The 26445-nt window shown below is 57.0% G+C and carries 25 protein-coding genes; 12 read left to right on the forward strand and 13 right to left on the reverse strand.

Annotated elements, in window-relative coordinates:
• Positions 1-327 precede the first annotated feature (327 nt).
• The gene (gene nfuA / locus USF70_RS16625) at positions 328-903 is read right to left on the reverse strand and encodes a Fe-S biogenesis protein NfuA (RefSeq protein WP_008503055.1); all 576 of its coding nucleotides are present in this window, start codon (positions 901-903) and stop codon (positions 328-330) included.
• 61 nt (positions 904-964) lie between these two features.
• Entirely contained in the window at positions 965-1648 is a 684-nt protein-coding gene (gene gntX / locus USF70_RS16630; RefSeq protein WP_033146826.1) for a DNA utilization protein GntX, read from the reverse strand.
• Positions 1649-1684: 36 nt separating this feature from the next.
• Here gntX and bioH point away from each other — a divergent pair, with 36 nt between their 5' ends.
• Both bioH and USF70_RS16640 read left to right on the forward strand, forming a co-directional pair.
• A complete protein-coding gene (gene bioH / locus USF70_RS16635; protein ID WP_033146825.1) occupies positions 1685-2458 on the forward strand; it encodes a pimeloyl-ACP methyl ester esterase BioH in 774 nt (257 codons plus the stop codon).
• 111 nt (positions 2459-2569) lie between these two features.
• Positions 2570-2839 (forward strand): YdgH/BhsA/McbA-like domain containing protein, encoded by a 270-nt coding sequence (locus tag USF70_RS16640; protein ID WP_048976276.1) that lies wholly within the window; start codon positions 2570-2572, stop codon positions 2837-2839.
• Between the two features lie 33 nt (positions 2840-2872).
• Here USF70_RS16640 and feoC read toward each other — a convergent pair whose 3' ends face one another.
• The 5 genes from feoC to greB all read right to left on the reverse strand — a co-directional run bounded on the left by feoC (position 2873) and on the right by greB (position 8924).
• Positions 2873-3109, reverse strand: coding sequence for a [Fe-S]-dependent transcriptional repressor FeoC (gene feoC, locus USF70_RS16645; protein WP_048976275.1), 237 nt, complete (start codon positions 3107-3109; stop codon positions 2873-2875).
• Between the two features lie 10 nt (positions 3110-3119).
• Positions 3120-5438 (reverse strand): Fe(2+) transporter permease subunit FeoB, encoded by a 2319-nt coding sequence (gene feoB / locus USF70_RS16650; protein ID WP_033146822.1) that lies wholly within the window; start codon positions 5436-5438, stop codon positions 3120-3122.
• A gap of 30 nt (positions 5439-5468) precedes the next feature.
• Positions 5469-5696 carry a ferrous iron transporter A gene (feoA, locus tag USF70_RS16655; protein WP_008503050.1) on the reverse strand — a complete coding sequence of 76 codons (228 nt, stop codon included), beginning with the start codon at positions 5694-5696 and terminating at the stop codon, positions 5469-5471.
• Between the two features lie 336 nt (positions 5697-6032).
• Positions 6033-8363 (reverse strand): Tex family protein, encoded by a 2331-nt coding sequence (locus tag USF70_RS16660; RefSeq protein WP_320735826.1) that lies wholly within the window; start codon positions 8361-8363, stop codon positions 6033-6035.
• An 87-nt stretch (positions 8364-8450) separates the two neighbouring features.
• Complete coding sequence (gene greB / locus USF70_RS16665) at positions 8451-8924, reverse strand: transcription elongation factor GreB (protein WP_014885539.1); 474 nt, start codon at positions 8922-8924, stop codon at positions 8451-8453.
• Between the two features lie 232 nt (positions 8925-9156).
• On the opposite strand from greB, the gene ompR reads away from it, so the two are divergent.
• Positions 9157-9876 (forward strand): two-component system response regulator OmpR, encoded by a 720-nt coding sequence (ompR, locus tag USF70_RS16670; RefSeq protein WP_001157751.1) that lies wholly within the window; start codon positions 9157-9159, stop codon positions 9874-9876.
• Positions 9873-11219, forward strand: a complete 1347-nt coding sequence (gene envZ / locus USF70_RS16675) for a two-component system sensor histidine kinase EnvZ (protein WP_010436407.1) — start codon at positions 9873-9875, stop codon at positions 11217-11219. The genes ompR and envZ overlap by 4 nt, the downstream gene beginning before the upstream one ends.
• Before the next feature lie 96 nt (positions 11220-11315).
• Here the strand turns inward: envZ and pckA are convergent, their stop codons facing one another.
• From pckA to USF70_RS16700, 5 genes are all read right to left on the reverse strand, one after another.
• Complete coding sequence (gene pckA / locus USF70_RS16680) at positions 11316-12935, reverse strand: phosphoenolpyruvate carboxykinase (ATP) (RefSeq protein ID WP_023309493.1); 1620 nt, start codon at positions 12933-12935, stop codon at positions 11316-11318.
• A gap of 392 nt (positions 12936-13327) precedes the next feature.
• Positions 13328-14212, reverse strand: coding sequence for an Hsp33 family molecular chaperone HslO (gene hslO, locus USF70_RS16685; RefSeq protein ID WP_120785278.1), 885 nt, complete (start codon positions 14210-14212; stop codon positions 13328-13330).
• A gap of 17 nt (positions 14213-14229) precedes the next feature.
• The gene (gene hslR / locus USF70_RS16690; RefSeq protein WP_320735827.1) at positions 14230-14631 is read right to left on the reverse strand and encodes a ribosome-associated heat shock protein Hsp15; all 402 of its coding nucleotides are present in this window, start codon (positions 14629-14631) and stop codon (positions 14230-14232) included.
• Complete coding sequence (yrfG, locus tag USF70_RS16695; protein WP_033146818.1) at positions 14628-15311, reverse strand: GMP/IMP nucleotidase; 684 nt, start codon at positions 15309-15311, stop codon at positions 14628-14630. The genes hslR and yrfG overlap by 4 nt, the downstream gene beginning before the upstream one ends.
• Before the next feature lie 67 nt (positions 15312-15378).
• Positions 15379-17514 (reverse strand): intracellular growth attenuator family protein, encoded by a 2136-nt coding sequence (locus USF70_RS16700; RefSeq protein ID WP_033146817.1) that lies wholly within the window; start codon positions 17512-17514, stop codon positions 15379-15381.
• 324 nt (positions 17515-17838) lie between these two features.
• Between USF70_RS16700 and nudE the strand changes: the two genes are divergently transcribed.
• Complete coding sequence (gene nudE / locus USF70_RS16705; RefSeq protein WP_008503041.1) at positions 17839-18399, forward strand: ADP compounds hydrolase NudE; 561 nt, start codon at positions 17839-17841, stop codon at positions 18397-18399.
• 88 nt (positions 18400-18487) lie between these two features.
• On the opposite strand, the gene mrcA is transcribed toward nudE, so the two are convergent.
• Complete coding sequence (gene mrcA, locus USF70_RS16710; RefSeq protein WP_094934889.1) at positions 18488-21040, reverse strand: peptidoglycan glycosyltransferase/peptidoglycan DD-transpeptidase MrcA; 2553 nt, start codon at positions 21038-21040, stop codon at positions 18488-18490.
• A 120-nt stretch (positions 21041-21160) separates the two neighbouring features.
• On the opposite strand from mrcA, the gene pilM reads away from it, so the two are divergent.
• The 7 genes from pilM to aroB all read left to right on the forward strand — a co-directional run bounded on the left by pilM (position 21161) and on the right by aroB (position 26385).
• Positions 21161-21937 carry a pilus assembly protein PilM gene (gene pilM, locus USF70_RS16715; RefSeq protein WP_320735828.1) on the forward strand — a complete coding sequence of 259 codons (777 nt, stop codon included), beginning with the start codon at positions 21161-21163 and terminating at the stop codon, positions 21935-21937.
• The gene (locus tag USF70_RS16720; RefSeq protein ID WP_320735829.1) at positions 21934-22428 is read left to right on the forward strand and encodes a PilN domain-containing protein; all 495 of its coding nucleotides are present in this window, start codon (positions 21934-21936) and stop codon (positions 22426-22428) included. The genes pilM and USF70_RS16720 overlap by 4 nt, the downstream gene beginning before the upstream one ends.
• A 3-nt stretch (positions 22429-22431) precedes the next feature.
• Complete coding sequence (locus tag USF70_RS16725) at positions 22432-22887, forward strand: hypothetical protein (protein ID WP_064673705.1); 456 nt, start codon at positions 22432-22434, stop codon at positions 22885-22887.
• Complete coding sequence (locus USF70_RS16730) at positions 22877-23281, forward strand: HofP DNA utilization family protein (protein ID WP_033146812.1); 405 nt, start codon at positions 22877-22879, stop codon at positions 23279-23281. Before USF70_RS16725 ends, USF70_RS16730 begins: the two co-directional genes overlap by 11 nt.
• Positions 23208-24431, forward strand: coding sequence for a DNA uptake porin HofQ (gene hofQ, locus USF70_RS16735; RefSeq protein ID WP_232104817.1), 1224 nt, complete (start codon positions 23208-23210; stop codon positions 24429-24431). Before USF70_RS16730 ends, hofQ begins: the two co-directional genes overlap by 74 nt.
• A gap of 286 nt (positions 24432-24717) precedes the next feature.
• Positions 24718-25239: a shikimate kinase AroK gene (gene aroK / locus USF70_RS16740; RefSeq protein ID WP_003861630.1), complete on the forward strand. Its 522-nt coding sequence runs from the start codon at positions 24718-24720 to the stop codon at positions 25237-25239.
• 57 nt (positions 25240-25296) lie between these two features.
• A complete protein-coding gene (aroB, locus tag USF70_RS16745; RefSeq protein WP_033146810.1) occupies positions 25297-26385 on the forward strand; it encodes a 3-dehydroquinate synthase in 1089 nt (362 codons plus the stop codon).
• The last annotated feature ends 60 nt before the right edge of the window (positions 26386-26445 follow it).

Genomic DNA, 26445 nt, shown 5'->3' on the forward strand with positions numbered 1-26445 from the left:
CCCAACTGGGAACAGAGTGTTAACGGCACTCATACTGATGCCTTCGAAACCATTAAGTTTAGTCGGCTGTTATAAGGATGCTGAGTGCCCACGAGAATGATACGGGTAACATGGCTCGATTGAGAATCACCCTGGGAGGCTAAATTTGAATTATGAGACGCAGGTCAACATATGGGAGGTAAACGCAAAACGGTAACCATGAGGTTACCGTTTTTAATGTTTTCACCCTCTCCCGTGGGAGAGGGCCGGGGGTGAGGGCATCAGACCTCACTATTTCTGTAGGCCCGGTAAGCGCAGCGCCACCGGGCGATACAGACGGATACTGAATTAGTAGTAAGAGTGCTCGCCGCGCTGGTGCTCGGTCAGGTCACGCACGCCTTTCAGTTCCGGGAACTCGTTCAGCAGCTGCTTCTCGATCCCTTCTTTCAGCGTTACATCGACCATTGAGCAGCCGTTACAGCCGCCGCCAAACTGCAGAATGGCAAAACCTTCGTCGGTGATTTCCATCAGGGAAACACGACCGCCGTGGCCCGCCAGCTGTGGGTTGATCTGGGATTGCAGCAGATACTCAACGCGCTCCATCAGCGGGGCATCGTCAGACACTTTACGCATTTTCGCGTTCGGCGCTTTCAGGGTCAGCTGAGAACCCAGCTGATCGGTGACGAAGTCGATCTCCGCATCTTCAAGATACGGTGCGCTCAGCTCATCAACGTAGGCTGTGAGCTGTTCAAATTTAAGGGCAGTGTCAGTCGCTTCCACAGCGTCCGGAGGACAATAAGAAACACCACATTCTGCATTCGGAGTGCCTGGATTAATCACAAACACGCGGATCTGCGTCCCTTCTTCCTGATTTGCCAGCAGTTTGGCAAAGTGCGCTTGTGCAGAATCGGAAATACGGATCATAGCTTTGGCCTAATAGTTGACTAAATTACCTGGGTATAATCATACGCCCATTGAAGAAGGGCTACAAGGTACGGCACAGACACCATACCTGAACCGACGCGGCGCCGCTTCGCAAAAGCAGTCGGGAAAGTTCAGCAACGGTACTGCCCGTGGTGACGACATCATCCACAATCGCGATATGGAGACCGTCAACCGGCAATTCAAGGCGAAAGGCATTTTTGAGGTTTCTTTTGCGAAGCCGTGCGCTGAGCTGATGCTGGATGGCGGTGGCATGAACGCGTGTCAGCGCGCGGGCCTCATACCGGCAGCCGAGCCACCGCGCGAGGGGACGGCAGAGCAGGTCACTCTGGTTATAGCCGCGCCGCCAGTGCCGACGGCGGTATAAGGGGACATTCACCACCATGTCAATTTTCGGCAGTGCCCGGTGACGTCGCGCCTGCAAAACCGCCAGCAACAACAGTCGGGAAAGGGGCTGTGCCAGCGAGCTCTGCCCGGAAAACTTCAGCGCGTGGATCAGCCTGTTCAGCGGCGGAACATAATCATCCACTGCCACCAGCGCGCTCCACGGCGGGGATTTTTTCAGGCAGCGGCCACAGGGCAACGAGGGGTTCGTGGCCGGTAAACCACATTGTGGACAGATCCCGATACGCCATTGCAGCGATCGCGTGCAGACGGAGCAGACGCCCCACCCGCTGAGCGCCAGCGGCATTTGGCATAGCCAGCACAAGCCGGGTACTGTTAGCATGTGCAACCTCCATGTGAAAAAAGAGAACAGTAACTGATGAAGACGCTGTGGTGGCAGACCGTAGGGACAGGAAATTGCCATCTTGTGCTGCTGCACGGATGGGGCCTGAATGCGGAGATATGGCATTGCATACGTGAGGAACTTGCCTCGCATTTCACGCTGCATCTGGTGGATTTACCCGGCTTTGGCCGCAGCCGCGGGTATGGCGCGTTGTCGCTTGATGAAATGGCGCAGCAGGTTCTGGACGCTGCGCCGCAAAACGCGGTCTGGCTGGGCTGGAGCCTGGGCGGGCTAGTGGCGAGCCAGATTGCGCTGTCGCAGCCTGAACGCGTAAAAGCGCTGGTGACGGTGGCGTCATCGCCCTGTTTTAGCGCGCAGGAAGAGTGGCCGGGGATCAAGCCTGACGTGCTGGCGGGCTTCCAGCAGCAGCTGAGCGAAGATTTCCAGCGGACCGTAGAGCGGTTCCTGGCATTGCAGACAATGGGCACTGACACCGCGCGTAAGGATGCCCGAACGCTGAAGCAGACCGTGCTTTCGCTGCCGATGCCGGAGGTTGAGGTGCTAAACGGCGGACTTGAGCTCCTGAAAACGGTTGACCTGCGCGAGCCGCTGGCCGCGCTGACGGTGCCGCACCTGCGTATCTACGGTTATCTCGACGGGATTGTGCCGCGCAAAGTGGTTCCGCTGCTGGATTCACTCTGGCCGGAGAGTGAATCGCAGATTATTGCCAAAGCCGCACATGCCCCGTTTATCTCTCATCCGACGGAATTTTGTTCAGCGCTGATTGCGTTAAGTCAACGTTTCGACTGATTATTTTCTATCCTGCCTGGAAAAAGTAACACACCGCAACCATACTCCAGATGTCGTTGCGGTTGTTCTGCCTACGATAATCAAAAAAACAATCCTATGGAGAGTCAGGCTATGAAACTTGTTACAGGTATTGTCACTTCTCTGGTTATTGGGTCACTGTCATTTGGCGTCTTTGCGGCAAAAGAGCTGGAAAAAGATAAAGTTGCCAGCATGAATCTGACGAAAATTGGTGAGATTTCTACGTCTGACACCACCGCGCCGATGGATGCTCGCAGAGAGCTGTCGAAGAAAGCGGATGAGCTGGGCGGAACGTACTACGTCGTCACCAGTGCAGAAAAACAGACCAAAAACGTACGCGCAACGGCGGACGTCTACAAGTAATACGATAAAGCCGGGCAGCGATGCCCGGCTTTGTTAACGCAGCGTCCACCACTCCCTGAGGCAGGCCTTTCCTTCCGGACAGCTTTTACAACTGCCGGAGAGACAACCGTCCGCTTCTTCCTGAATCCGCACGGCTTTCCCCATGGCTTCCAGTCTTTCCAGCATGGCATCGATCATCGGCTGCGGCGTATGCAGGCTGAGGCTCAGCTGTTTCGCCTCCATTCGCCCTTGCAGTGCCAGCAGGTCACGAACCTGAATCAACGATGCCATGGTTTGCTCCTTAGTGACAGTCGCCCGCCGGGCTGCTGCAGCAGGTCGCGGCGGTTTTACGGTTTGCCAGCAGGTCGATGTCGACGCGGCTGCGCGCACGCCGCAGCAAACCGAGCACTATCACGTTAAACAGCACAACCGCGAGAATGCAGACCAGGCTGTAGCGCGGATGTTGGCTGAAATTAACGGTTTGATAAAAGAGCGTCGACAGCGAGTACGCAATGTTTAACCCCCACAGGATTGAGAAGCCCATCCAGCCGCGGCTGGACTCGCGGGCAATCGCCCCCATCACGGAGATGCACGGAATGTAGAGCAGAACAAAGATGAGGTAGCTGTAGGCCGCGGACGCGCTGCCAAATTTCTCGCCCATCACGCCCATGGCACCTGTTGCCATTTCTCCGTCACCTTTGCTGGCCTCAATAGGGTTCGCCAGCACGCTCAGGCTGAAGGTATCTTTCAGGCTCTGCCAGGTCTCCTCTACGGCACCCAGCAGTTCATGACCGAGATGAAACTCTGCCGGATTAAATTCCTGTTCCTGAATGTTCTCTGCGGTGTAAAGCGTGTTCAGGGTGCCGACAACCACCTCTTTCGCCATCGCGCCGGTGAACAGCCCGACGGTCGCCTGCCAGTTATCCTCATGCACGCCAATCGGTTTGAAGACCGGCGTGATGACGCGGCTGACGGAGGCGAGGGCAGAGTCGTTGATGTTATCTGCCGCCTGCCCGCTGAGGGTGAAGCTGTTCAGCGCGCTCAGGAAAATGCTGACGATGACAATCACCTTACCGGCGCGCAGCACAAAGCCCTTCAGGCGCTGCCAGGTCTGGATCGCCAGGCTTTTCAGATGCGGCACGTGATACACCGGCAGCTCCATCACAAACGGCGACGCTTCACCGCGCATGATGGTGTGCTTCAGCATTAAACCGGTAAGAATAGCCATCACGATGCCCAGCACATACAGCGAGAAGACCGCCAGCGCGCCCTGCTGACCAAAGAAGGCTGCGGCAAAGACCGCAAAGATGGCCAGACGGGCACCGCAGGACATAAACGGCGCCATCATGATGGTCATCAGACGTTCACGTGGCGCATCCAGGGTGCGTGCGCCCATCACCGACGGTACGTTACAGCCGAAGCCGACAATCAGCGGGACGAAGGATTTACCCGGCAGACCCAGCGCCTGCATCAGACGATCCATCACGAACGCGGCGCGCGCCATGTAGCCGGAATCTTCCAGGAACGAGAGGAACAGATACATCATGCCGATCTGCGGCACCAGAGGCAGAACGGTGTTGATACCGCCGCCGATCCCCTGTGCAAGGAAGATGGTTAACCATTCCGGGAAGTGCAGGGTGTAACCCACCCACTGAATTCCGTGGACGAAGACCGCGACGGAACCGGCGTCGAAAATAGGCTGGAGTGCGCCGCCGATGTTAATGGCGAGCAGGAACATCACGTACATCACCAGCAGGAAGATGGGCAAACCGAGGAAGCGGTTAAGCACAACTTTATCCACCGCTGCCGTAAAGCGGCTGGGCTCTGCCGTCAGCGCGTTACTGACAACGTCGCAAATCGAGGCGATGGCCTGGTAACGCGCATCGGCGATGTGCAGCGCCGGGTCGTCCAGCTCGTCGCTAAGACGGGCCACCGTCGCGTCCAGCTTATCAGCCGCATGCCCGGCGTAAGCGCGGCTGTAGATATCCCCTTCCAGCATCTGCAGGCCGAGCCACAGGCGCTGTTTCGCAGGCATGCTTTTGTCCATCTCCTGCGCCAGCACATTGGCTTCGCGCAGGAGAGGCTGCGCGTAATGCACCAGCTCAATGTCATGATTTCCCTGGTGACGGTCAATGGCCAGCTTCAGCGCATCAATACCGCGAGCGCGCGTCGAGACCAGCGGAACGACCGGGCAACCCAGGCGCGCGGAGAGGGCATCGACGTCGATACGAAGCTTTTGTTTCTCCGCAATGTCGAGCATGTTGAGCGCCACGATGCAGGGGATGCCCAGCTCCAGCAGCTGCAGCGTCAGATAAAGGTTACGTTCGAGATTGGAAGCGTCGACCACGTTGATCAGCAGGTCCGCGTCGCCGCCAAGAATATAGTGGCAGGCAATCTGCTCATCGAGCGAGGTTTGCGACGAAATGGTGGTTAAGGAGTAGGTGCCGGGAAGGTCAACCAGCGTCACCTGGTTGTCCGTTGTCGTGAACTGGCCCTCTTTACGCTCAACCGTCACGCCCGCCCAGTTGCCCACGCGCTGGCGGGCTCCGGTCAGCTGGTTAAAAAGCGTCGTCTTGCCGGAATTAGGATTGCCAATTAAGCCAATAGTTAACTTTTTCATTTTTTTAGACTCACTGAAACCGCTGGCTTGTTATCGGGATAAGGCTTCGACTTCTATTAACGCGAGGTCTTTCTTACGCAGCACCAGATTCACGCGGCGGGTTTCGATATGAACCGGATCGCCCAGCGGCGCCACGCGCACGACCTGGAATGACGAGCCGGGCAGCATGCCCAGCGACAGCAGCTTTTGCCGATAGGCCGGGCTAATTTCGCGGGTAAAACCGGTAATCTTCCATGCACTGTCTGGAGTGAATTGCATAACGCCTGATTCCACGAAAGGTTAAATTATCTACTATGGGATGATAATGAGAATAGTTTTTATCAGCAATATTAAAACTGTGACGGAATGTTGTTTACGGTATTAATTTACGGCCTGTTTGACTTGGCTCAATATTTGCTGAATTGCCTGGAAAACAAAAAGGGGAGTATTTGTTAACGGGGTGATAATTCGTGGTTTAAATATGGCTATGCAATCGGTTTCATATATTTCGATATGATTTTATTCCCCCCACCCATGAGGACGAGGGGGAAAGACCGCACCGTGCGATCCCCTCTCCCTTTTGGGGAGAGGGTTAGGGTGAGGGGCATTGCAACCTTAGCGTTTCTTACCCATCGCTGCCGCCAGCGCATCCATCATCGCGCTGTTGCCAGCAGGCTGAGCGTCACGTCCGCGCGGTTTTGCCGCTTTCGTGGCCGGGCGCTGCTGCTCGCGGCCACCGCCATTGCCGCCGCGGCGCGCGCTGGTGTCGCCCGGCTGCTCGTCCAGACGCATGGTCAGCGCGATACGCTTGCGCTGCAAATCCACTTCCAGCACTTTCACCTTCACGATGTCACCCGCTTTAACCACGGTGTGCGGGTCTTCAATGAACTTGTCGGCAAGGGAAGAGATATGCACCAGACCGTCCTGATGCACGCCGATATCCACAAACGCGCCAAAGTTGGTGACGTTGGTCACCGCGCCTTCCAGCACCATGCCGGGCAGCAGGTCGTTCATGGTTTCCACGCCGTCAGCAAAGGTCGCCGTTTTGAACTCAGGGCGCGGATCGCGGCCCGGCTTTTCCAGCTCTTTGATGATGTCGGTAACGGTGGGAACACCAAATTTGTCGTCGGTGAAATCAACGGCTTTCAGGTTGCGCAGGGCGCTGCTGTCACCCATAAGATCTTTCAGCGCCTGCTGGGTGGCGGCCAGAATGCGCTCCACAACCGGGTACGCTTCCGGGTGAACGGTGGAGGCATCCAGCGGGTTATCGCCGTGGTTGATGCGCAGGAAGCCCGCACACTGCTCAAAGGCTTTTGGCCCCAGACGGCTCACCTTCAGCAGCTGCTGACGGTTCTGGAACTGGCCGTTCTCATCACGCCAGGCGACGATGTTCTGCGCCATCATGCGGGTTAAGCCCGCCACGCGGGTCAGCAGGGGAACGGAAGCGGTGTTCAGGTCAACGCCGACGGCGTTTACGCAGTCTTCCACCACCGCATCCAGCTTGCGCGCCAGCTGAGTCTGGCTCACGTCGTGCTGATACTGGCCCACGCCGATGGATTTCGGGTCGATCTTCACCAGCTCCGCCAGCGGATCCTGCAGGCGGCGTGCGATAGAGACCGCACCGCGCAGGGAAACGTCCAGGTCCGGGAACTCCTGGGCCGCCAGCTCGGACGCGGAATAGACGGATGCTCCCGCTTCGCTGACGATTACTTTCTGCGCCGTCACTTTCGGGAACTGCTTCTGCACGTCGAGGTAGAAACGCTCGGTTTCGCGTGAGGCCGTACCGTTGCCGATAGCAACCAGCTCCACGTTGTATTTTTCGCACAGCGCCGCTACCACGACGGCCGCTTTCGCTGCCTGGCCGGTGTGCGGATAGATGGTATCGGTCGCCACCAGCTTGCCGGTGCCGTCAACCACAGCGACCTTCACGCCGGTACGCAGGCCCGGATCGAGACCCATGGTCGCGCGCAGGCCGGCAGGGGCGGCCATCAGCAGGTCGTGCAGGTTACGGGCGAAGACGTTAATCGCTTCATCTTCGGCGCGCTCGCGCACGGTGCCCATCAGCTCGGTTTCGAGGTGCATCAGCACCTTGATGCGCCAGGTCCAGCTCACCACGCCTTTGCGCCAGCTGTCCGCCGGGGCGTTGTTCAGGCGCAGGCCGAGATGGTCGATAATGATCTGCTCGCAGTGGCTCTCTTTCGGCGGCTCGTCAAACTGCGGGTCGGCGTTCAGGGAGAGCTGGAGTACGCCTTCGTTGCGGCCGCGGAACATCGCCAGCGCGCGGTGTGAAGGGGCGGTAGAAATCGGTTCGTGGTGATCGAAGTAGTCGCGGAATTTCGCGCCTTCTTCCTCTTTACCCGCGACGACGGTAGAGACGATGTGGGCATTCTTCCACAGGTAATCACGCACTTTAGCGAGCAGGGCGGCCTCTTCGGCGAAGCGCTCCATCAGAATGTAGCGCGCGCCGTCGAGGGCGGCCTTGGTGTCCGCTACGCCTTTGTCGGCGTCGATAAATTTGGCAGCTTCGGTTTCCGGATCGTGGGACGGCTCGTTCCACAGCAGGTCGGCCAGCGGCTCAAGACCCGCTTCAATCGCAATCTGCCCGCGCGTGCGGCGCTTCGGTTTATACGGCAGATAGAGATCTTCGAGTTCGGTTTTGCTCAGGGTGCCGTTGATGGCGCTTTCAAGCTCGCTGGTCAGCTTGCCCTGTTCGCCTATGGATTTGAGGATCGCCTGACGACGTTCTTCCAGCTCGCGCAGATAGCCCAGACGGGTCTCCAGGTTACGCAGCTGCGTGTCATCCAGACCGCCGGTGACTTCCTTACGATAGCGTGCAATAAACGGCACGGTGTTCCCTTCATCAAGCAGGCGAACGGCAGCTTCTACCTGTTCGGCTCTGGCCTGAATATCACCCGCAATAATGCGGCAGAGCGAATCTTTCATCATGGCTTTATCATCTGTTGAGTCGAAAAATCAGGGGATAGTTATACGGGCTGACACGGCAAAATGCCAGCCGGGGAGGGCGCTCTCGGACTATTTTACGTAGACGATCTCATTGACGTACCAGCTGGCTTCACCGGCTGGAGTCTGAACGACGGCCAGATCGCCCACTTCCTTTTTCAGCAGCGCGCGAGCCATCGGGGAGTCGATGGAGATGTAGTCCTTACGACCAAAAATTTCATCGTAGCCGACAATGCGAAAACGCAGAGTGTCGCCATCGTCGTTTTCAATTTCCACCCACGCGCCGAAGAACACTTTGCCCTCCTGCTGCGGGGAGTAATCGACAATTTTGAGATTCTCGAGACACTTCGTCAGATAGCGAACCCGGCGGTCAATTTCGCGCAGCCGCTTTTTGTTGTACTGGTAGTCAGCGTTTTCGCTGCGATCGCCCAGGCTTGCCGCCCAGGTCACCTTTTTGGTTACTTCAGGACGCTCTTCGCGCCAGAGGTAATCCATCTCTTTTTTGAGCTTTTCGTACCCTTCGCGGGTGATCAGGGGCGTTTTCATGGTAAAGCCTTTGCTGCCTGCCGGTTAACTGTCTTGCGCACAATACGTACCGCACAGTGTAACAGACAGGATTAATAATGATTTATGTGATGAAATGAGCAGATAAGCTGCTGTTAAATATGCTTTGTAACAATTTCGACTAGAATTTATACCAGAATTAACTGGTCGAATACGTGCACTTTTTTAGAATACGCTGTTACAAAGACTATCCGAACCTTTGGGAGTACACACAATGCAAGAGAACTACAAAATTCTGGTCGTGGATGACGACATGCGCCTGCGCGCGCTGCTGGAGCGTTATCTGACCGAGCAGGGCTTCCAGGTTCGTAGCGTCGCGAACGCTGAGCAGATGGACCGTCTGCTGACCCGTGAATCTTTCCACCTGATGGTTCTCGACCTGATGCTGCCTGGCGAAGACGGGCTTTCTATTTGCCGCCGTCTGCGCAGCCAGAGCAACCCGATGCCGATCATTATGGTGACGGCGAAGGGTGAGGAAGTTGACCGTATCGTCGGCCTCGAAATCGGCGCAGATGACTACATTCCAAAACCGTTTAACCCGCGTGAACTGCTGGCGCGTATTCGCGCTGTGCTGCGCCGTCAGGCGAACGAACTGCCTGGCGCACCGTCGCAGGAAGAAGCCGTCATTGCCTTCGGCAAGTTCAAGCTGAACCTCGGCACGCGCGAGATGTTCCGTGAAGATGAGCCAATGCCGCTCACCAGCGGCGAGTTTGCGGTTCTGAAAGCGCTGGTCAGCCACCCGCGTGAACCGCTTTCCCGTGACAAGCTGATGAACCTGGCACGCGGTCGCGAATACTCCGCAATGGAACGCTCCATTGACGTGCAGATCTCCCGCCTGCGCCGCATGGTGGAAGAAGATCCTGCGCATCCTCGTTATATTCAGACCGTATGGGGTCTGGGCTACGTGTTCGTCCCGGACGGCTCTAAAGCATGAGGCGAATGCGCTTCTCGCCGCGTAGCTCGTTTGCCCGCACCCTGTTGCTGATCGTCACCCTGCTGTTCGTCAGCCTGGTGACGACCTATCTGGTGGTGCTGAACTTTGCGATCCTGCCGAGCCTCCAGCAGTTTAATAAGGTCCTGGCCTACGAAGTCCGTATGCTGATGACCGACAAACTGCAGCTGGAGGACGGCACGCAGCTCGTCGTTCCCCCGGCGTTTCGCCGTGAAATCTACCGTGAGCTGGGCATTTCGCTCTACTCCAACGAAGCGGCGGAAGACGCTGGCCTGCGCTGGGCGCAGCACTACGAATTCCTCAGCCAGCAGATGGCGCAGCAGCTGGGCGGCCCAACGGAAGTACGCGTTGAGGTCAACAAAAGCTCGCCCGTCGTCTGGCTGAAAACCTGGCTGTCACCCAATATCTGGGTGCGCGTCCCGCTGACCGAAATCCATCAGGGCGACTTCTCGCCGCTGTTCCGCTACACCCTGGCGATTATGCTGCTGGCGATAGGCGGCGCGTGGCTATTTATCCGTATACAGAACCGACCGCTGGTCGACCTGGAGCACGCTGCGCTGCAGGTCGGTAAAGGGATTATTCCACCTCCGCTGCGCGAGTATGGCGCCTCGGAAGTCCGTTCGGTGACGCGCGCGTTTAACCATATGGCGGCAGGCGTGAAGCAGCTGGCGGACGATCGTACGCTGCTGATGGCGGGCGTCAGCCATGACCTTCGCACGCCGCTAACGCGTATTCGTCTGGCAACTGAGATGATGGGGGAAGAGGACGGTTATCTCGCCGAGTCCATTAACAAGGACATCGAAGAGTGTAATGCCATCATCGAGCAGTTCATCGACTACCTGCGCACCGGGCAAGAGATGCCAATGGAGATGGCGGATCTGAACGCGGTGCTGGGCGAAGTGGTGGCGGCGGAAAGCGGCTACGAGCGCGAGATTGATACCGACCTGCAGGCGGGTGAAATTCAGGTACGCATGCACCCGCTCTCCATCAAACGTGCAGTGGCGAATATGGTGGTCAACGCGGCGCGCTACGGCAATGGCTGGATTAAAGTCAGCAGCGGGTCTGAACTCAACCGCGCCTGGTTCCAGGTGGAAGACGACGGTCCGGGCATCAAGCCCGAGCAGCGTAAGCATCTGTTCCAGCCGTTTGTGCGCGGCGACAGCGCGCGCAGCACCAGCGGCACGGGCTTAGGCCTGGCAATTGTTCAGCGTATTATCGATAACCACAACGGACTGCTGGAGATTGGCACCAGCGAGCGGGGTGGGCTGAGCATTCGCGCCTGGCTGCCGGTACCGGTGACGCGGGGGCAGGTGAAAGAGGGTTAAAAAAAGGTGCGGCCTGATGCCCTCACCCCGGCCCTCTCCCACGGGAGAGGGAGAAAACAATAAAAAAGGCAACTTTCGTTGCCTTTTTGCTTTGACCTACAGCTTCGGTCCCGCGCTCACCAGCGCAGCACCCGCCGGGGTATCGGTATACTTCTCGAAGTTCTCGATAAACAGCTTCGCCAGCGATTCCGCTTTCTCGCGCCACTGCTCCGGAGAACCGTACGTGTTGCGCGGGTCGAGGATATGCGTATCCACACCCGGCAGCGACGTTGGGATCGCCAGGTCAAACATCGGCAGCGTAAAGGTTTCGGCGTCGTCCAGAGAACCATCCAGAATGGCGTCGATAATCGCGCGGGTATCTTTGATGGAGATACGTTTGCCGGTACCGTTCCAGCCGGTGTTCACCAGGTATGCCTGCGCGCCGGATGCCTGCATGCGTTTCACCAGCACTTCAGCGTACTGCGTCGGGTGCAGCGACAGGAAGGCCGCGCCGAAGCAGGCGGAGAAGGTTGGGGTTGGCTCCGTCACGCCACGCTCGGTACCCGCCAGCTTGGCGGTAAAACCGGAGAGGAAGTGGTACTGCGTCTGGCTGGCCGTCAGGCGAGACACCGGAGGCAGCACGCCGAACGCATCCGCGGTCAGGAAAATGACCTTCGTGGCATGACCCGCTTTTGACACCGGCTTCACGATATTGTCGATGTGGTAGATCGGGTAAGAAACGCGGGTGTTTTCCGTTTTCGACGCATCGTCGAAGTCGATGGAGCCGTCGGCACGCACGGTGACGTTTTCCAGCAGCGCATCGCGACGGATCGCGTGGAAGATATCAGGCTCGGCCTCTTCAGACAGGCGAATGGTCTTCGCGTAGCAGCCGCCTTCAAAGTTGAACACGCCGTCGTCATCCCAGCCGTGTTCGTCATCGCCAATCAGGCGACGTTTTGGATCGGTGGACAGGGTGGTTTTCCCGGTGCCGGACAGGCCGAAGAATACCGCCACGTCGCCTTTTTCACCGACGTTAGCCGAGCAGTGCATGGAGGCGATGCCCCGCAGCGGCAGCAGGTAGTTCATGACCGAGAACATCCCTTTCTTCATTTCGCCGCCGTACCAGGTACCGCCTATCAGCTGGATACGCTCGGTCAGGTTGAAGGCCACAAAGTTTTCGGAGTTCAGACCCTGCTCTTTCCACTGTGGGTTCGTGCATTTCGCACCGTTCATCACGATGAAATCCGGGGTGAAATCCTGCAGCTCTTCGTCGGTTGGACGAATAAACATGTTTTTCACAAAATGCGCCTGCCAGGCCACTTCAGTGATAAAACGCACGGAGAGACGGGTATCGGCGTTAGCGCCGCAGAAAGCGTCGACAATGAACAGACGCTTGCCGGAAAGTTGATGGGTGACGAGCCCTTTCAGGTGCTGCCAGGTTTCCGGGGAGAGCGGTTTGTTGTCGTTCTTCCCTTTGCCCTTGTCAGCCCACCACAGCGTATCGCGGGTGGTTTCGTCTCGGACGATATACTTATCTTTCGGCGAACGACCGGTAAAAATACCGGTATCGACGGCGATAGCACCAAGATTCGTCAACACACCACGCTCGTATCCTTCCAGTGCTGGATTGAGCTCTTCCTGATACAGCGTATCGTAGTCGGGGTTGTAGACGATTTCCTGGACGTCGTGAATACCATAAGCCTTGAGATCTTGCGGGGTTAAACCAGTAACACGCATATCACTGCTCCTTAGCCAATATGTACTGCCTGAAATTGTAGGGTTTTTCTGAGGTTGTTAACCGCGACGGGGCTCATAGATTTACGCATCTGGACAAAACCCTTACTAACGGAAAACGCTGCGACTCCAGTCACAGCGCAGGCGGATTATCGCAGGAATCGCTTTTTGGTTGTGGAAAATGTTCCGAAAAGGTTAAAGAGTGGTGATTTTATCGGAAAGAATGTGAATGTAATCGCATACACGTAAGAAAATTACGTAAGAGTTACATAAGGAAAACGATTCAGCTTGGGGGGAGTTTTTTACCCCTCACCCCAGCCCTCTCCCCAAAGGGGAGAGGGGGTTCAAGTTCCCTCTCCCCTTTGGGGAGAGGGTTAGGGTGAGGGGAAAGAGGTTTAGTGAACCTGCGGATCCGCCGGGGAGGCGTTATTGCGGATCTCAGCGATATCCATCGAATTGAACACGTAGTGCGTACCGCAGTAGTCACAGTGCATATCGATTTCGCCGTCTTCCGCCATGATGCTGTCGATCTCTTCATCCGGCAGGGTTTTCAGCGCGCCAGCACAGCGCTCGCGTGAGCAGGTGCACTTAAATTCCACGGACTGCGGATCGTAAACCGTCACTTCTTCTTCGTGGTACAGACGCCACAGCACGTCGGTCGCCGACAGGTTGAACAGCTCTTCCGCTTTGATGGTTTCGGTCAGCGTCGCCAGGTGCTCAAAGTCATTGGTCTGTGCGTCCTGCGCAGGCAGAACCTGCAGCAGCATACCGCCCGCAGCAGGCTGACCGCCCACTTCACCGGTGCGGATGAAGAGACGCGTCGGCAGCTGTTCAGAACGCATGAAGTAATCTTCCAGGCAGGCTGCCAGGGTATCGCCTTCCAGACCCACCACGCCCTGATAGCGCTCACCTTCCTCAGGGGAGATGGTGATCACCAGGTAGCCATTACCCACCAGCGTTTTGAGGTCTGCATTTTCAGGCACGTCGCCCTGAACGCGCGCCACGCCGCGCATCTGCTGCTGGTTATTGCCGTTGATCACCGCCAGCGTCATCGGGCCGTCACCCTGCAGCTGCACGGTGATATCACCGGCAAACTTCAGCGTCGCCGTCAGCAGGCTGGTGGCAACCAGCAGTTCGCCCAACAGGGTCTTCACCGGCAGCGGGTAGTTGTGGTTTTCCAGAATCTGTTTCCAGGTTTCGGATACGGTGACCAGCTCGCCGCGCACGGCGAATTGTTCAAACAGATAGCGGTGTAATTGGTCGTGTTGGGCCATTTTCATCTCTCGTGCGGGTGAGGTTAATCAGTCTCACCGTGTTTAAATTTCATCAGATCGCGACGCTCTTTTTTATCCGGTCGCCGGTCCGGGTGGGGCATCGTCAGCGCGTTCATTTTGCGCGCCAGCGCGGTCTTCTCGCGCTTTTCAATGCTCTCCGCCGTCTCTTCATAAAGCAGTACGGCTTCCGCTGCAGGTCGACGCTGTTCGGTAATGGCTTTAATCACCACCGTACGTTCATCGTTGCCCTGACGCAGCGTTAAGGTGGCATTCAGCTCAACCAGCTTGCTCGGTTTGCTGCGCTGGCCGTTGTAACGCACTTTTCCGCCGTCAACCATCTCGCGGGCAAGGGCGCGTGTTTTATAAAAACGCGCTGCCCACAGCCATTTATCCAGTCTTACCCCGTCAGAGGGTTTTTCTTTCATGGCGTCTCCTTCACGGTCAGTGAGGGGATCATCTGGCGATAGTCGTTCAGTCCAGGGTGGCGCATATAGCTTTTTTCAGCCAGGCCAGAGTCAGGATTGGTCACGCCCAGACAGTAGCGAATGCCAAACCTTGCCGCGGAATCCAGAATGGGCTCGCTGTCATCAATGAACAACGTACGTTCTGGCTGCAAACCCGTCTCTTCCTTCACCGCATGCCACAACCGCTGATCCTCTTTCGGATAACCAAATGTGTGGGTGGAAAGTAATAAATCAAGGTGCGACGCCAGACCGGTATGCTCCAGCTTCACCGCCAGATTATGTGGATGCGCGTTGGTCAACAAAATACGGCGCTTGCCGCTCGCTTTCAGCGCATCCAGAAAGGGCACGGTGTCCTCGCGCAGAACGGCGCGCGGCCCCTGGGCGGTGGTCATGGCACAAATATCCAAACCGAGGCGCTCGCTCCAGTAGTCAAGACAGTACCAGTTTAGCGTATGTTGCACCGCGCTATATTGCGAACGAATGAATGCCTGCGCTTCTGCCGGGGAGATCCCCTGCTGCTCGCCATAGGTTTCAGGAACCAGCGTTTGCCAGAAATAGTTATCAAAGGCGAGATCGAGCAGCGTGCCGTCCATATCCAGCAGAACGGTATCTACCTCCTGCCAGGCGATATCAAGATGCATAAGGGGGAACTCCAGCCAGAAGAAACGTGCGCGACAGGGTAGCACATCTTGCCGCGCAACGACGTTATCAGATCAGGCTCTCAGACGAGGGGATCAGCTTTGGATTGAGGCAGTTTTCATAATACTGCTGAATGTCGGCAAGCCGGGTGCGCGAGCGCTGGTAGCGGCGCAGGGCCATAAAGCCGTTCCAGAAAATGGCGATCAGCATCGCGGTCATCAGCAGAGAGGTGCCGATGTAACGCCACAAGCCTGCGCTATCCGGCATCCGGTGCAGGCCGATATGGCGAGTGCCGTTGGCGTCGGTATAAATACTCGTGACAATCCCTTCGGCGCTGAACGGCGTTTGCATCAGCATCTGCGCAAGGCGCTGGAACTGGCTCCACTGCTCCTGCGCCGGGTAGTCATAAAGCGCAACCTGCGGGTAGGGTTGATCGACAAGGTCGCTGCCTTCATCGCTTGCAATCACAAAGCCACCCGGCGCCGGGCTGTTCAGCGCCTGAGCCGCACGGGTGGTCTCGCGCATCATGAACGGCGACGTCGAGGTGGCGACCAGGTTATCCAGCGATTCCGCGCTCACCGGACGCAGCAGCACGTTAACGCCATCCAGTCGTCCCGCTTCGGCGCGTTTTACCAGCGAGTCCCAGTCTTTGCTGTTCCCCAGGTTTACCAGGGCGTTTTTAAGGCGTATGCACTCATCCTGAGAGGAGCATAAATCCTGCGTTTTCAGGACGATGTCACCAAAATCATCCAGCAGAACCATGCCTGATTTCTGAATGGCCGAGCGCAGCGCGGGGCTGACGCGCGAATCATCGTCCGGTTTCGGGTGCAGCTGGCGGTTAACCGTCTGGGTGAGAGCCGTGGCCTTATTCACCACTTCGGATTCCGGCAGCGGCAGCGGCGGCGCGTCGTTCCAGATAATTTGCGAACAGTCGAACGGCATGAACGGCGAGCTCTGACGCGTGTTCCACGCCCCCGGGGTGTGAATATTACACATCCCGGTTCCCTTCAGGCGCAGCGTGTCCCCCACGCGTACACCGGCTTCATCCAGTTTGTTGACGCTTGTCGCTTCAATGGTTTGCGCCCCTTTGATCCATGACAGGGTGAATTTAATGGGCATATCCAGCGGCACGAAAAGCAGCAGCATGGCTAAGACCAGCGCGGCGCCGCCGGCAATGACCGTACTGCGTAGCCAGTGCTGAAGCGGGAAATTTTTCACTTCATCATGCAGAGACAGGAAGCGCCCCTGACGCACAACGTGGCGGTCAAGGTAGATATCAATATCGGTTTTCTGCCCTAAATCCTGTGCGATCCACGGCTGCCAGTGGCGCGGGTAGATCAGGTCGATAATACCGAGCGAAATATTGTTGAGATGCTCCTGATCGTTTTCACCGAACAGGCCCCAGCGCTTTGGGGTACCGCGCAGGCAGTGGATCTCGCGCAACGAGGTTTTAGCCGGTGGAGCAAAGAGACCCCAAAGCCCGCCGGCCAGCAGCAGCACCGCGCCGCCAGCCAGCCAGGGGACAAACACATCCGGCGTCAGCAGGCAGATGAAAAAGAGCAGGAAGGCAGCAACGATCAGAATGGCTTCACGGATGCCGTCCGGGCGGCTCAGGGCGTACTCTTCATGCGTCTCCTGGCGAATGTTCAGCAGTTCGATCTGCTCTGTCTCTTCGCCACGAATGGACGCCTGCGTTGAACTCGCGCGTTCCAGCGCAAAACGCGGGGCTTCCTGAAGGTATTCATTCAGCGTATGGCCGTTAAGCGTGATTACCAGAGGCAACGAATCGGTGTGAATCAGCTCAACGCTGTTTTCGTCATTAATGTATTGCTCCCAGGACGGGGGCAGATGCACTTCGACGGAATCAAGGTAATAGCGCCATTTGTTGGGGTCATCAGTGGTGATGCCATAGCGCGTGATGGAGCGCGTCACGCAGAGCACGGTATCACTTTGCGCATTAAGCTTTAGCGCGACGGGCGCAGCGGTGGCTCCCGTTGGCCCAGGCGTTAACTGAGTACGGTTCAGGATTTCGAGATAGTTTTCAACCGCATCGCGCTCGTCCTGCGTGAGTTTACGCGTGCTCGCACCCGCAAATGCGTTTAAAAAGGGCAGACGATAACGGCGCTGTACGCGGCGCCTGTACAACCACCCTGCAACCAACGCGCCGGCCAGCATAGCAGCGAGAACAATCAAAATGGTGCTCATGCTTTCCCCATCTTACTTATCTTCTTACAGGTGTAGTCAGTAGCACCTTTACATTGAATGAGAGTCTGTGGCTGGCTATCGGCAAGTATGGAGTCGAACTTGAGCATTCTGAAGCGCATCCCAGTGACCGGTGATGATAGCAAAGCCTGTTATGGCGCGATATCAGCAAATTCCTGGAAACATTTCAACCTCTTGACATTTGTTTTGAATTGAGGATTGATCCCTGATACGTTGCACAAATGTAAATAAAGAACGATTGACATTGCCGAAACCGTGCGGCATATCGCACAATAACGCCAGTTCTCACTGCTAAGACCCATCAAGATGAGCAAACCATTACAAAAACCCACCATTCTGAATGTTGAAACTGTCGCCAAATCGCGCCTGTTTAATGTCGAAAGTGTGGACCTGGAGTTCAGCAACGGTGTGCGTCGCGTTTATGAACGTATGCGCCCCTCTTCGCGCGAAGCGGTGATGATTGTTCCCATTGTCGACGATCATCTGATTTTGATCCGCGAATACGCTGTGGGAACGGAATCTTACGAGCTTGGGTTCTCGAAAGGGCTTATCGACCCGGGTGAAACCGTCTTTGAAGCGGCAAACCGCGAGCTGAAAGAAGAGGTCGGCTTCGGTGCGAATGAGCTTTCATTCCTGAAAAAGCTAAGCATGGCGCCGTCCTATTTTTCCAGCAAAATGAATATCGTGGTGGCTGAAGATCTCTATCCTGAATCGCTGGAAGGGGATGAGCCGGAGCCGCTGCCGCAGGTTCGCTGGCCGCTAGCGCACCTGATGGATCTGCTTGAAGACCCTGACTTTAATGAGGCTCGCAACGTGAGCGCGCTGTTCCTGGTACGGGAGTGGTTGAAGGGGCAGGGGCGACTGTAGTGGCCTGATGCCCTCACCCCAACCCTCTCCCACGGGAGAGAGAGCAAACACAAAAACGGCAACCAGAGGTTGCCGTTTTGCTTTGTTGTCAGAACAGCTCGTGCGTCTCGCCGTTATCAATAATCTCTGTCCCCACCTCGTGCACCGCCTGCGTGGTTGGCTGCGTGCCCTCGATGAAATACTCTTCGCGACTATTACCGCCGTTGGCGAGCTGACCCGTGCTGCGGTCGATATTAACCGTCACCACGCCTGGCGGTGGCGTTAACGGCTGCTCCGGCACGCCTTCAAGAACGGACTTCATGTAGGCGTCCCAGGCCGGCTGCGCGCTCTTCGCACCGCCTTCGTAGCCGGAAATTTGATCCTTAATCGCGCCGGAGGCCGTTGTACGACCTAAGTCACGGCGGTGATCGTCGAAACCGATCCAGACCGACGTCACCACGCCCGGACCGTAGCCGGAGAACCACGCGTCTTTCGAGCTGTTGGTTGTCCCCGTTTTACCGCCGATGTCATGACGCTGCAAATCGCGCCCTGCGCGCCAGCCTGTGCCCTGCCAGCCCGGTTCACCGAAGATGTTGGTGTTCAGCGCGCTTTTGATCAGGAACGACAGCGGCGTGTTGATCACGTGCGGGGCATACTCCGGCGCGCCGGTCTGTGCCACCAGCGACTGGTTAGCCTGCTCAAGCTGCGGCTGCGGCACGACGCCGCTCTGCTGCTCCTGAGACACGGCAGGGTCTTCCATGTCCTTGTTTTCAAGCACCTCGGATTTCGGCGTATTGCCATAAATCACCGGAATATCGCAGTCAGGGCAGGCAATTTTCGGCTTCGCTTCGAACAGCACGCCGCCCTGATCGTTCTCGATCTTGCTGATGAAGTACGGGTCAATCAGGAAGCCGCCGTTAGCCATCACCGAGTACCCGCGTGCGACCTGAAGCGGCGTAAACGAGGCGGAGCCTAACGCCAGCGACTCGGTGCGAACGATGTTCTGCGCCGGGAAACCGAAGCGCTGCAGATACTCTGCGGCATAGTCGACGCCCATCGCGCGCATGGCGCGCACCATCACCACGTTTTTCGACTGTCCCAGGCCCTGACGGAGACGAATTGGGCCGGCATACTCCGCAGGGGAGTTCTTCGGCTGCCAGTCGGAACCGGCACCGGCATCCCAGCGGGAGATTGGCACGTCGTTAAGGATGCTGGCTAGGGTCAAGCCTTTATCCATCGCTGCCGTGTAGAGGAACGGTTTGATATTGGAACCGACCTGACGCAGCGCCTGGGTAGCGCGGTTAAATTTGCTCTGGTTGAAATCAAACCCGCCGACCAGGGCCAGGATAGCACCGTTCTGTGGATTGATAGAGACCAGGGCTGAGTTGACGTCCGGCACCTGTGCCAGCCACCAGGATTCGCCTACCTTGCGCACCCAGATTTGCTGCCCGGTCTGGACGGCATCGGTCACTTTACGCGGCGTTGCGCCCTGCAGCGTATCCGAGCGGTAAGGACGCGCCCAGCGGATACCGTCCATACGCAGCGAGACGGAAGTACCGTCCGCGAGCGTCGCAACGGCTTCCTGAGGATCGGCCTGCGTCACCACGGCAGGAAGGAGCGGACCATAGGTTGGCAGCGCCTTCAGCGTACTGGTGATTTTTTTACTGTCCCACGCGCTTTCGCCCACTTTCCAGAGCACGTTTGACGGGCCGCGATAGCCGTGACGCATATCGTAGTCCATCACGTTGTTCCGCACCGCTTCCTGAGCCGCCTGCTGGACCTTACGGGTGACGGTGGTGTACACGCGATAGCCATCTTCGTAGGCCTTGTCACCATAGCGATTCACCATCTCCTGGCGAACCATTTCGGTCAGGTAAGGGGACGCGAAGGCGATTTCAGGGGCGTGGTAGTTAGCGTCAATGACATCGTTACGCGCCTGGTCGTACTCGCTCTGGCTGATGTAGCCTTCGCTCAGCATACGTGACAAAACGACGTTACGGCGCGCGGTGGCGCGATCGAGCGAGTAGAGCGGGTTAAACGTGGACGGCGCTTTCGGCAGACCGGCGATGGTTGCCATTTCGCTTAAGGTGAGCTGCTCAACGGGCTTACCGAAGTACACCTGTGCGGCAGCCCCCACGCCATAGGCGCGGTAACCCAGGTAGATTTTGTTGAGGTACAGCTCAAGGATTTCGTCTTTGCTCAGCAGCTGCTCAATACGGATCGCGAGGAACACCTCTTTGATCTTGCGTATCAGCGTCTTTTCAGGGCTGAGGAAGAAGTTACGCGCCAGCTGCTGCGTAATGGTACTCGCCCCCTGAGAGGCGTGACCAGAGAACAACGCAATGCTCGCGGCACGGAAAATCCCCACCGGATCGACACCGTGGTGCTCGTAAAAACGGCTGTCCTCCGTGGCGATAAAGGCTTTCACCATCACGGGGGGGATTTGGTTTAAGGTCAGCGGAATACGACGCTTCTCGCCATACTGCGCCATCAGCTCGCCATCGGCGCTATAGACTTGCATCGGGATCTGGAGGCGCACATCGCGAAGCGTGGCGACATCAGGTAGCTGTGGCTCAATATATTTGTATAAACCGTAAATCGAGCCTGCTCCCAGCAGAATGCAACAGACTGCAAGGATGAATAAATACTTTACGAACTTCACCGGAGATTTCCCATTTGGTTTCACTTGGGCAGTTTCTAAACAATCGCGCGGTAGTATAAAGGCAAGCCTGATTCATTGATATAGCCGTCAAGACGACGGGCGATAAGGAGATCGTGAAGCATGGCTTTCAAAACATGGCAAACGGGCGTTCATATTCAACAGGATAGGGTGCAGATCGTCGCCTTGGCCCGGGAGAAGTCGGGCTGGTGCTTGCGCCGCTGGTGGGCGATTCCTCTGGCCGAGGGCATCATTCGTGACGGCAAAATTTGTCAGCCAGAACAGCTGGTTGATGCGTTACGTGACTGGCGCAAAACGCTGCCGCACTACCACCGGGTGTTCCTCTCTTTCCCGGCAGCACGCACCCTGCAACGGACGCTCCCCCGCCCGACTGTTGCGCTGCGTGACAGCGAGCAGCTCTCATGGCTTGGCGCGGCGCTCGCGCGCGAACTGGAGATGTCTGCCGATACGCTCTGTTTCGATTACGCGCAGGATACCTTCAGCAATACCTTTCACGTGACCGCCGCGCAAAACAACGAGGTTGATACCCTACTGGCGCTGGCGAAAACGCTGCGTTTGCGGCTGGTGGCCATTACGCCGGATGCCAGCGCGCTGGCGAATCTTCTTCCTGCGGTGGCGCCAGCGACGTGCGTCGCCTGGCGCGACGACCGGCAGTGGCTGTGGGCGATGCGCCACCAGTGGGGACGCCGCTTTACGACAGAAGCCGAAAGCGTGGCCGAGCTGGCGGCGCTGCTGGCGCTTGGTCCGGATGACATCGCGCTGTTTGATAGCCGACGTGACCCGTGGGAAATCCTGGAGCGCTGCCATGCCCCGCTACCGGACTGCGGCGCTGATTATACCGTTGCGCTGGCGCTGGCCATGAGCGAGGTGCCCGGATGAGCCTCATGAACTTTCTGCCCTGGCGACAGCAGCGGCGCGCACGATGCCTGCGTTTCTGGTGGGCAATGTGTGTCGGCACCGTGCTGTTGATGTTCGCGGTCATTTTCTGCCTGCGGATAAACCCTGTTATGAGGCTGCACGCGCTGCAAACGGAGCTGACGGGAATGCAGACCGTGCAGCACGCGCTTGCCTCCCGGCAGAAACTCGCCTCACAGGCGCAGAAGCCAGCGCAGACACGTCAACAACGCGCATGGCAGCCGGTGCTGGAATCCCTTTCCCGTGCCACTCCTTCACAGGTCTGGCTGACAGAGCTTCGCTATCAGCCTCCTGCTCTGATGTTGACCGGGTATGCCATAACCCTGCCAGCCCTGTCTGCTCTGCGCGATGCGCTGGGCCAAATAGCGGGTTTTACGCCCGGAACGGCGGGTGAGCTTCGGCAGGACAGCCAGGGGCGCTGGATGTTCACCCTCCATCTTAAAAGCGAGGGGTAACGCATGGATACCTTGTTAGAACGCTGGTGCGAAAGCCGTCCCTGGTATCGGGTGCTTTTGTGGTGTCTGGGGAGCCTCCTGGCAGGACTGGCCGCGTGGGGCACCTTGCTCAGACCGCTAGACAGGCAGTGTGCTGAACGACAGCGACAGCTGATTCAGGACGCGAGGACGAACGCGGCGTTATGGCCTGCCGTCAGAAAGTTGCCGTTTCGTACGGAAACAACGGAAGTACGCGAGCTGACGCCGTTTTCCCCGCTCGATTTTCAGGGTGATAACGCAACGCTGGTTCACTGGAAGCCGCTGCAGAACGGAGGGGAACTGATGCTGGAGGTGGAGTGGCAGGCTCTCCCGGCGCTTTTTTCCCGGCTGGCGCAGCGGGATGTGCAGATCGCCGCTTTCGCGATTGCACCACAAGGTACAGCGTTGCGCCTGCGGCTGGAGCTGGAACATGCGAAATAGCGCGAGATATTTGCTGGTTTGCTCAGCGCTGCTATTGACCGGCATGCGCGATCCGTTTCGCCCGCCGGACGATCCTTGTGCCATTGGCGAGCTGGCGCAGTGGCGCTATCGCGGCATGGTGGGAGGACAGCAGGCTATCGGCATTTTGCAGGATGGGCAAAAGCGCTGGTACCGGCTGAAAACGCATGAACGCTTCCCGGCGGGCTGGACGATAACAGCCATCAATGAAACGGAACTGGTTGTTGATGTGGGTGACACATGTGAACCAGGAACATGGACGTGGCAACGAGAAGGAACGGATAAGAATGAATTTACGGATAATGCTGTGGCTGCTGGCGTTCAGCCATCCGCTGTGGGCCGCCGCGCCAAAACCGGTCACGCTGGTGGTGGATGACGTGCCTGTAGTCCAGGTGCTGCAGAGCCTGGTCGCACAGGAGAACCGAAATCTGGTGATATCGCCTGACGTCGGCGGCACGCTTTCGCTCAACCTGACGCGGGTCCCCTGGCGTCAAGCGTTACAAACGGTTGTCACCAGCGCTGGCGTCGTTTTGCGAGAGGAGGGCGGCATTTTTTATGTGCATACCGCGGCCTGGCAGCGTGAACAGCAGGAGCGCTCAGAACAGGAGCGAACGCGTCGACAGCTTGAGGCACCGCTGGTTTCTCACAGCCTCGCTTTCTCCTATGCCGATGCCGGAGAGCTGCAAAAAGACGCGGAAAAACTCCTGAGCCCAAAGGGAAGTTTGTCTCTCGACAAACGCACCAACCGGCTACTGATTCGCGATAACCAGACGGTGGTGGAGACGCTGCAGCGCTGGGCCGCTCAGATGGATATACCCGTCGAACAGGTCGAGCTGGCGGCGCATATTGTGACCATTAATGAAAAAAGCCTGCGTGAGCTAGGGGTGAAATGGAATCTCGCCGACGCCGCCGACGCGGGCAAGGTTGGTCAGCTCACCACGCTTGGTAGCGATCTTTCCGTCGCCAGCGCCACCAGCCACGTGGGTTTTAACATCGGACGGATCAATGGTCGGCTGCTGGATCTGGAGCTTTCTGCGCTGGAGCAAAAACAGCAGGTCGATATCATCGCCAGCCCGCGGCTGCTGGCCTCGCATATGCAACCGGCCAGCATCAAGCAGGGGAGTGAAATTCCGTATCAGGTCTCAAGCGGCGAAAGTGGCGCAACCTCCGTTGAGTTTAAAGAGGCGGTATTAGGGATGGAGGTCACGCCGGTGGTCTTACCGGGAGGGCGCGTGCGCCTGAAATTGCACATCAGTGAAAATATGCCGGGACAAGTCCTGCAGCAGGCTGACGGCGAAACGCTGGCGATCGACAAACAGGAGATAGAAACCCAGGTGGAGGTAAAAAGTGGAGAAACGCTGGCGTTGGGCGGAATTTTTTCGCAGAAGAACAAAACTGGCAGCGACAGCGTGCCGGGGCTGGGGAAAATCCCCTGGCTTGGGCAGCTTTTTCGCCACGATGGGAAGGATAATGAACGGCGCGAGCTAGTGGTGTTTATTACACCACGTCTGGTCGGTATTCGCTGACGGGTAACGATCCCCGCAATGATTTTGCATTCAGTTTGTTGCAGATGTTTGACGTGGGGCATGAATTAGCATACAAGGAGTACCGATTTGAGTTGGACTTACGTCTTATTACCTTATGCGCCCGGCGCGGTGATTTAATCAGTTGCCAAACAAGCCGGAGTATTGAGATAATTTTTAGTCTGACTCTCGCTCTATTGCATATGAGGTTTCAGTTCATGTCCTGCTACGCTGGGTGTCTGCGAAGCGGGAATTACCATTAACGAATAGTCTTAGTAGTACCGATAAAATGGCAGAGAAACGCAATATCTTTCTGGTTGGGCCTATGGGTGCCGGCAAAAGCACTATTGGGCGTCAGTTAGCTCAACAACTCAATATGGAATTTTACGATTCTGATCAAGAGATTGAGAAACGAACCGGAGCTGATGTGGGCTGGGTTTTCGATGTAGAAGGCGAAGAAGGTTTCCGTGACCGAGAAGAAAAAGTGATCAACGAACTCACGGAAAAACAGGGCATCGTTCTGGCAACAGGCGGCGGTTCTGTGAAATCTCGCGAAACCCGTAACCGTCTCTCCGCCCGTGGCGTAGTGGTCTATCTTGAGACGACCATTGAGAAACAGCTGGCACGTACGCAGCGCGATAAAAAGCGCCCGCTGCTGCAGGTTGAAACGCCACCACGCGAAGTTCTGGAAGCGTTGGCCGATGAACGCAATCCGCTGTATGAAGAGATTGCCGACGTGACCATTCGTACTGACGACCAGAGCGCTAAAGTGGTTGCAAACCAGATTATTCATATGCTGGAAAGCAACTGATTCTGGCTTTATATACACTCGCCTGCGGGTAAAAGCATTAAAGGTGGATGTCGCGTCATGGAGAGGATTACAGTTACTCTCGGGGAACGTAGTTACCCTATCACCATCGCGGCTGGTTTGTTTAACGACCCAGCTTCCTTTTTACCACTGAAAGCGGGTGATCAGGCGATGCTGGTCACCAATGAGACGCTGGCTCCGCTTTATCTCGACCGCGTACGCCACCTGCTTGAGCAGGCGGGCGTAAAAGTCGACAGTGTGATTCTCCCCGATGGCGAGCAGTATAAAAGCCTGACGGTACTGGATACCGTCTTTACCGCATTGCTGCAAAAACCGCACGGTCGCGATACAACACTGCTTGCCCTGGGCGGCGGTGTTGTGGGCGATCTGACCGGCTTTGCGGCCGCAAGCTATCAACGTGGCGTCCGTTTTATTCAAATCCCGACCACGTTGCTGTCCCAGGTCGACTCCTCTGTGGGTGGCAAAACGGCAGTTAACCATCCGCTCGGCAAAAACATGATTGGCGCGTTCTACCAGCCCGCATCGGTGGTGGTGGATCTCGACTGTCTGAAAACCCTGCCGAAGCGCGAACTGGCTTCGGGTCTGGCGGAAGTGATCAAATACGGCATTATTCTGGATGGCGAGTTCTTTAGCTGGCTTGAAGAGAATATGGATGCGCTGCTGTGCCTGGATGAGGCTACACTGGCATACTGCATTCGTCGTTGTTGTGAACTGAAAGCAGAAGTTGTCGCTGCAGACGAGCGTGAAACGGGCTTACGTGCTTTACTGAATCTTGGGCATACGTTTGGCCACGCCATTGAAGCCGAGATGGGTTACGGCAACTGGCTGCACGGTGAAGCCGTCGCGGCCGGTATGGTCATGGCAGCGCGCACCTCTGAACGTCTGGGGCAGTTTAAACCTGAAGAGACGGCACGCATCATTGCGCTGCTTGAGCGTGCAGGTTTGCCGGTAACCGGGCCGCAGGAGATGTCGGCGCAAGCGTATTTACCCCACATGATGCGCGATAAAAAAGTATTGGCAGGTGAGATGCGTCTTGTACTCCCGCTTGCAATAGGGAAGAGTGAAGTGCGCGGCGGAGTGCCGCACGATGTCGTTCTTGGCGCTATCGCTGATTGTCAGCAGGCGTAACAACTAGAAAGGTCAGGCCACTGTCGCCGGTGGTCGTTTAGCTTCAGGTGAAATGCAAAG

Source organism: Enterobacter sp. 237C8 (genome assembly GCF_034106865.1).
GTDB classification, from domain to species: domain Bacteria; phylum Pseudomonadota; class Gammaproteobacteria; order Enterobacterales; family Enterobacteriaceae; genus Enterobacter; species Enterobacter asburiae_B.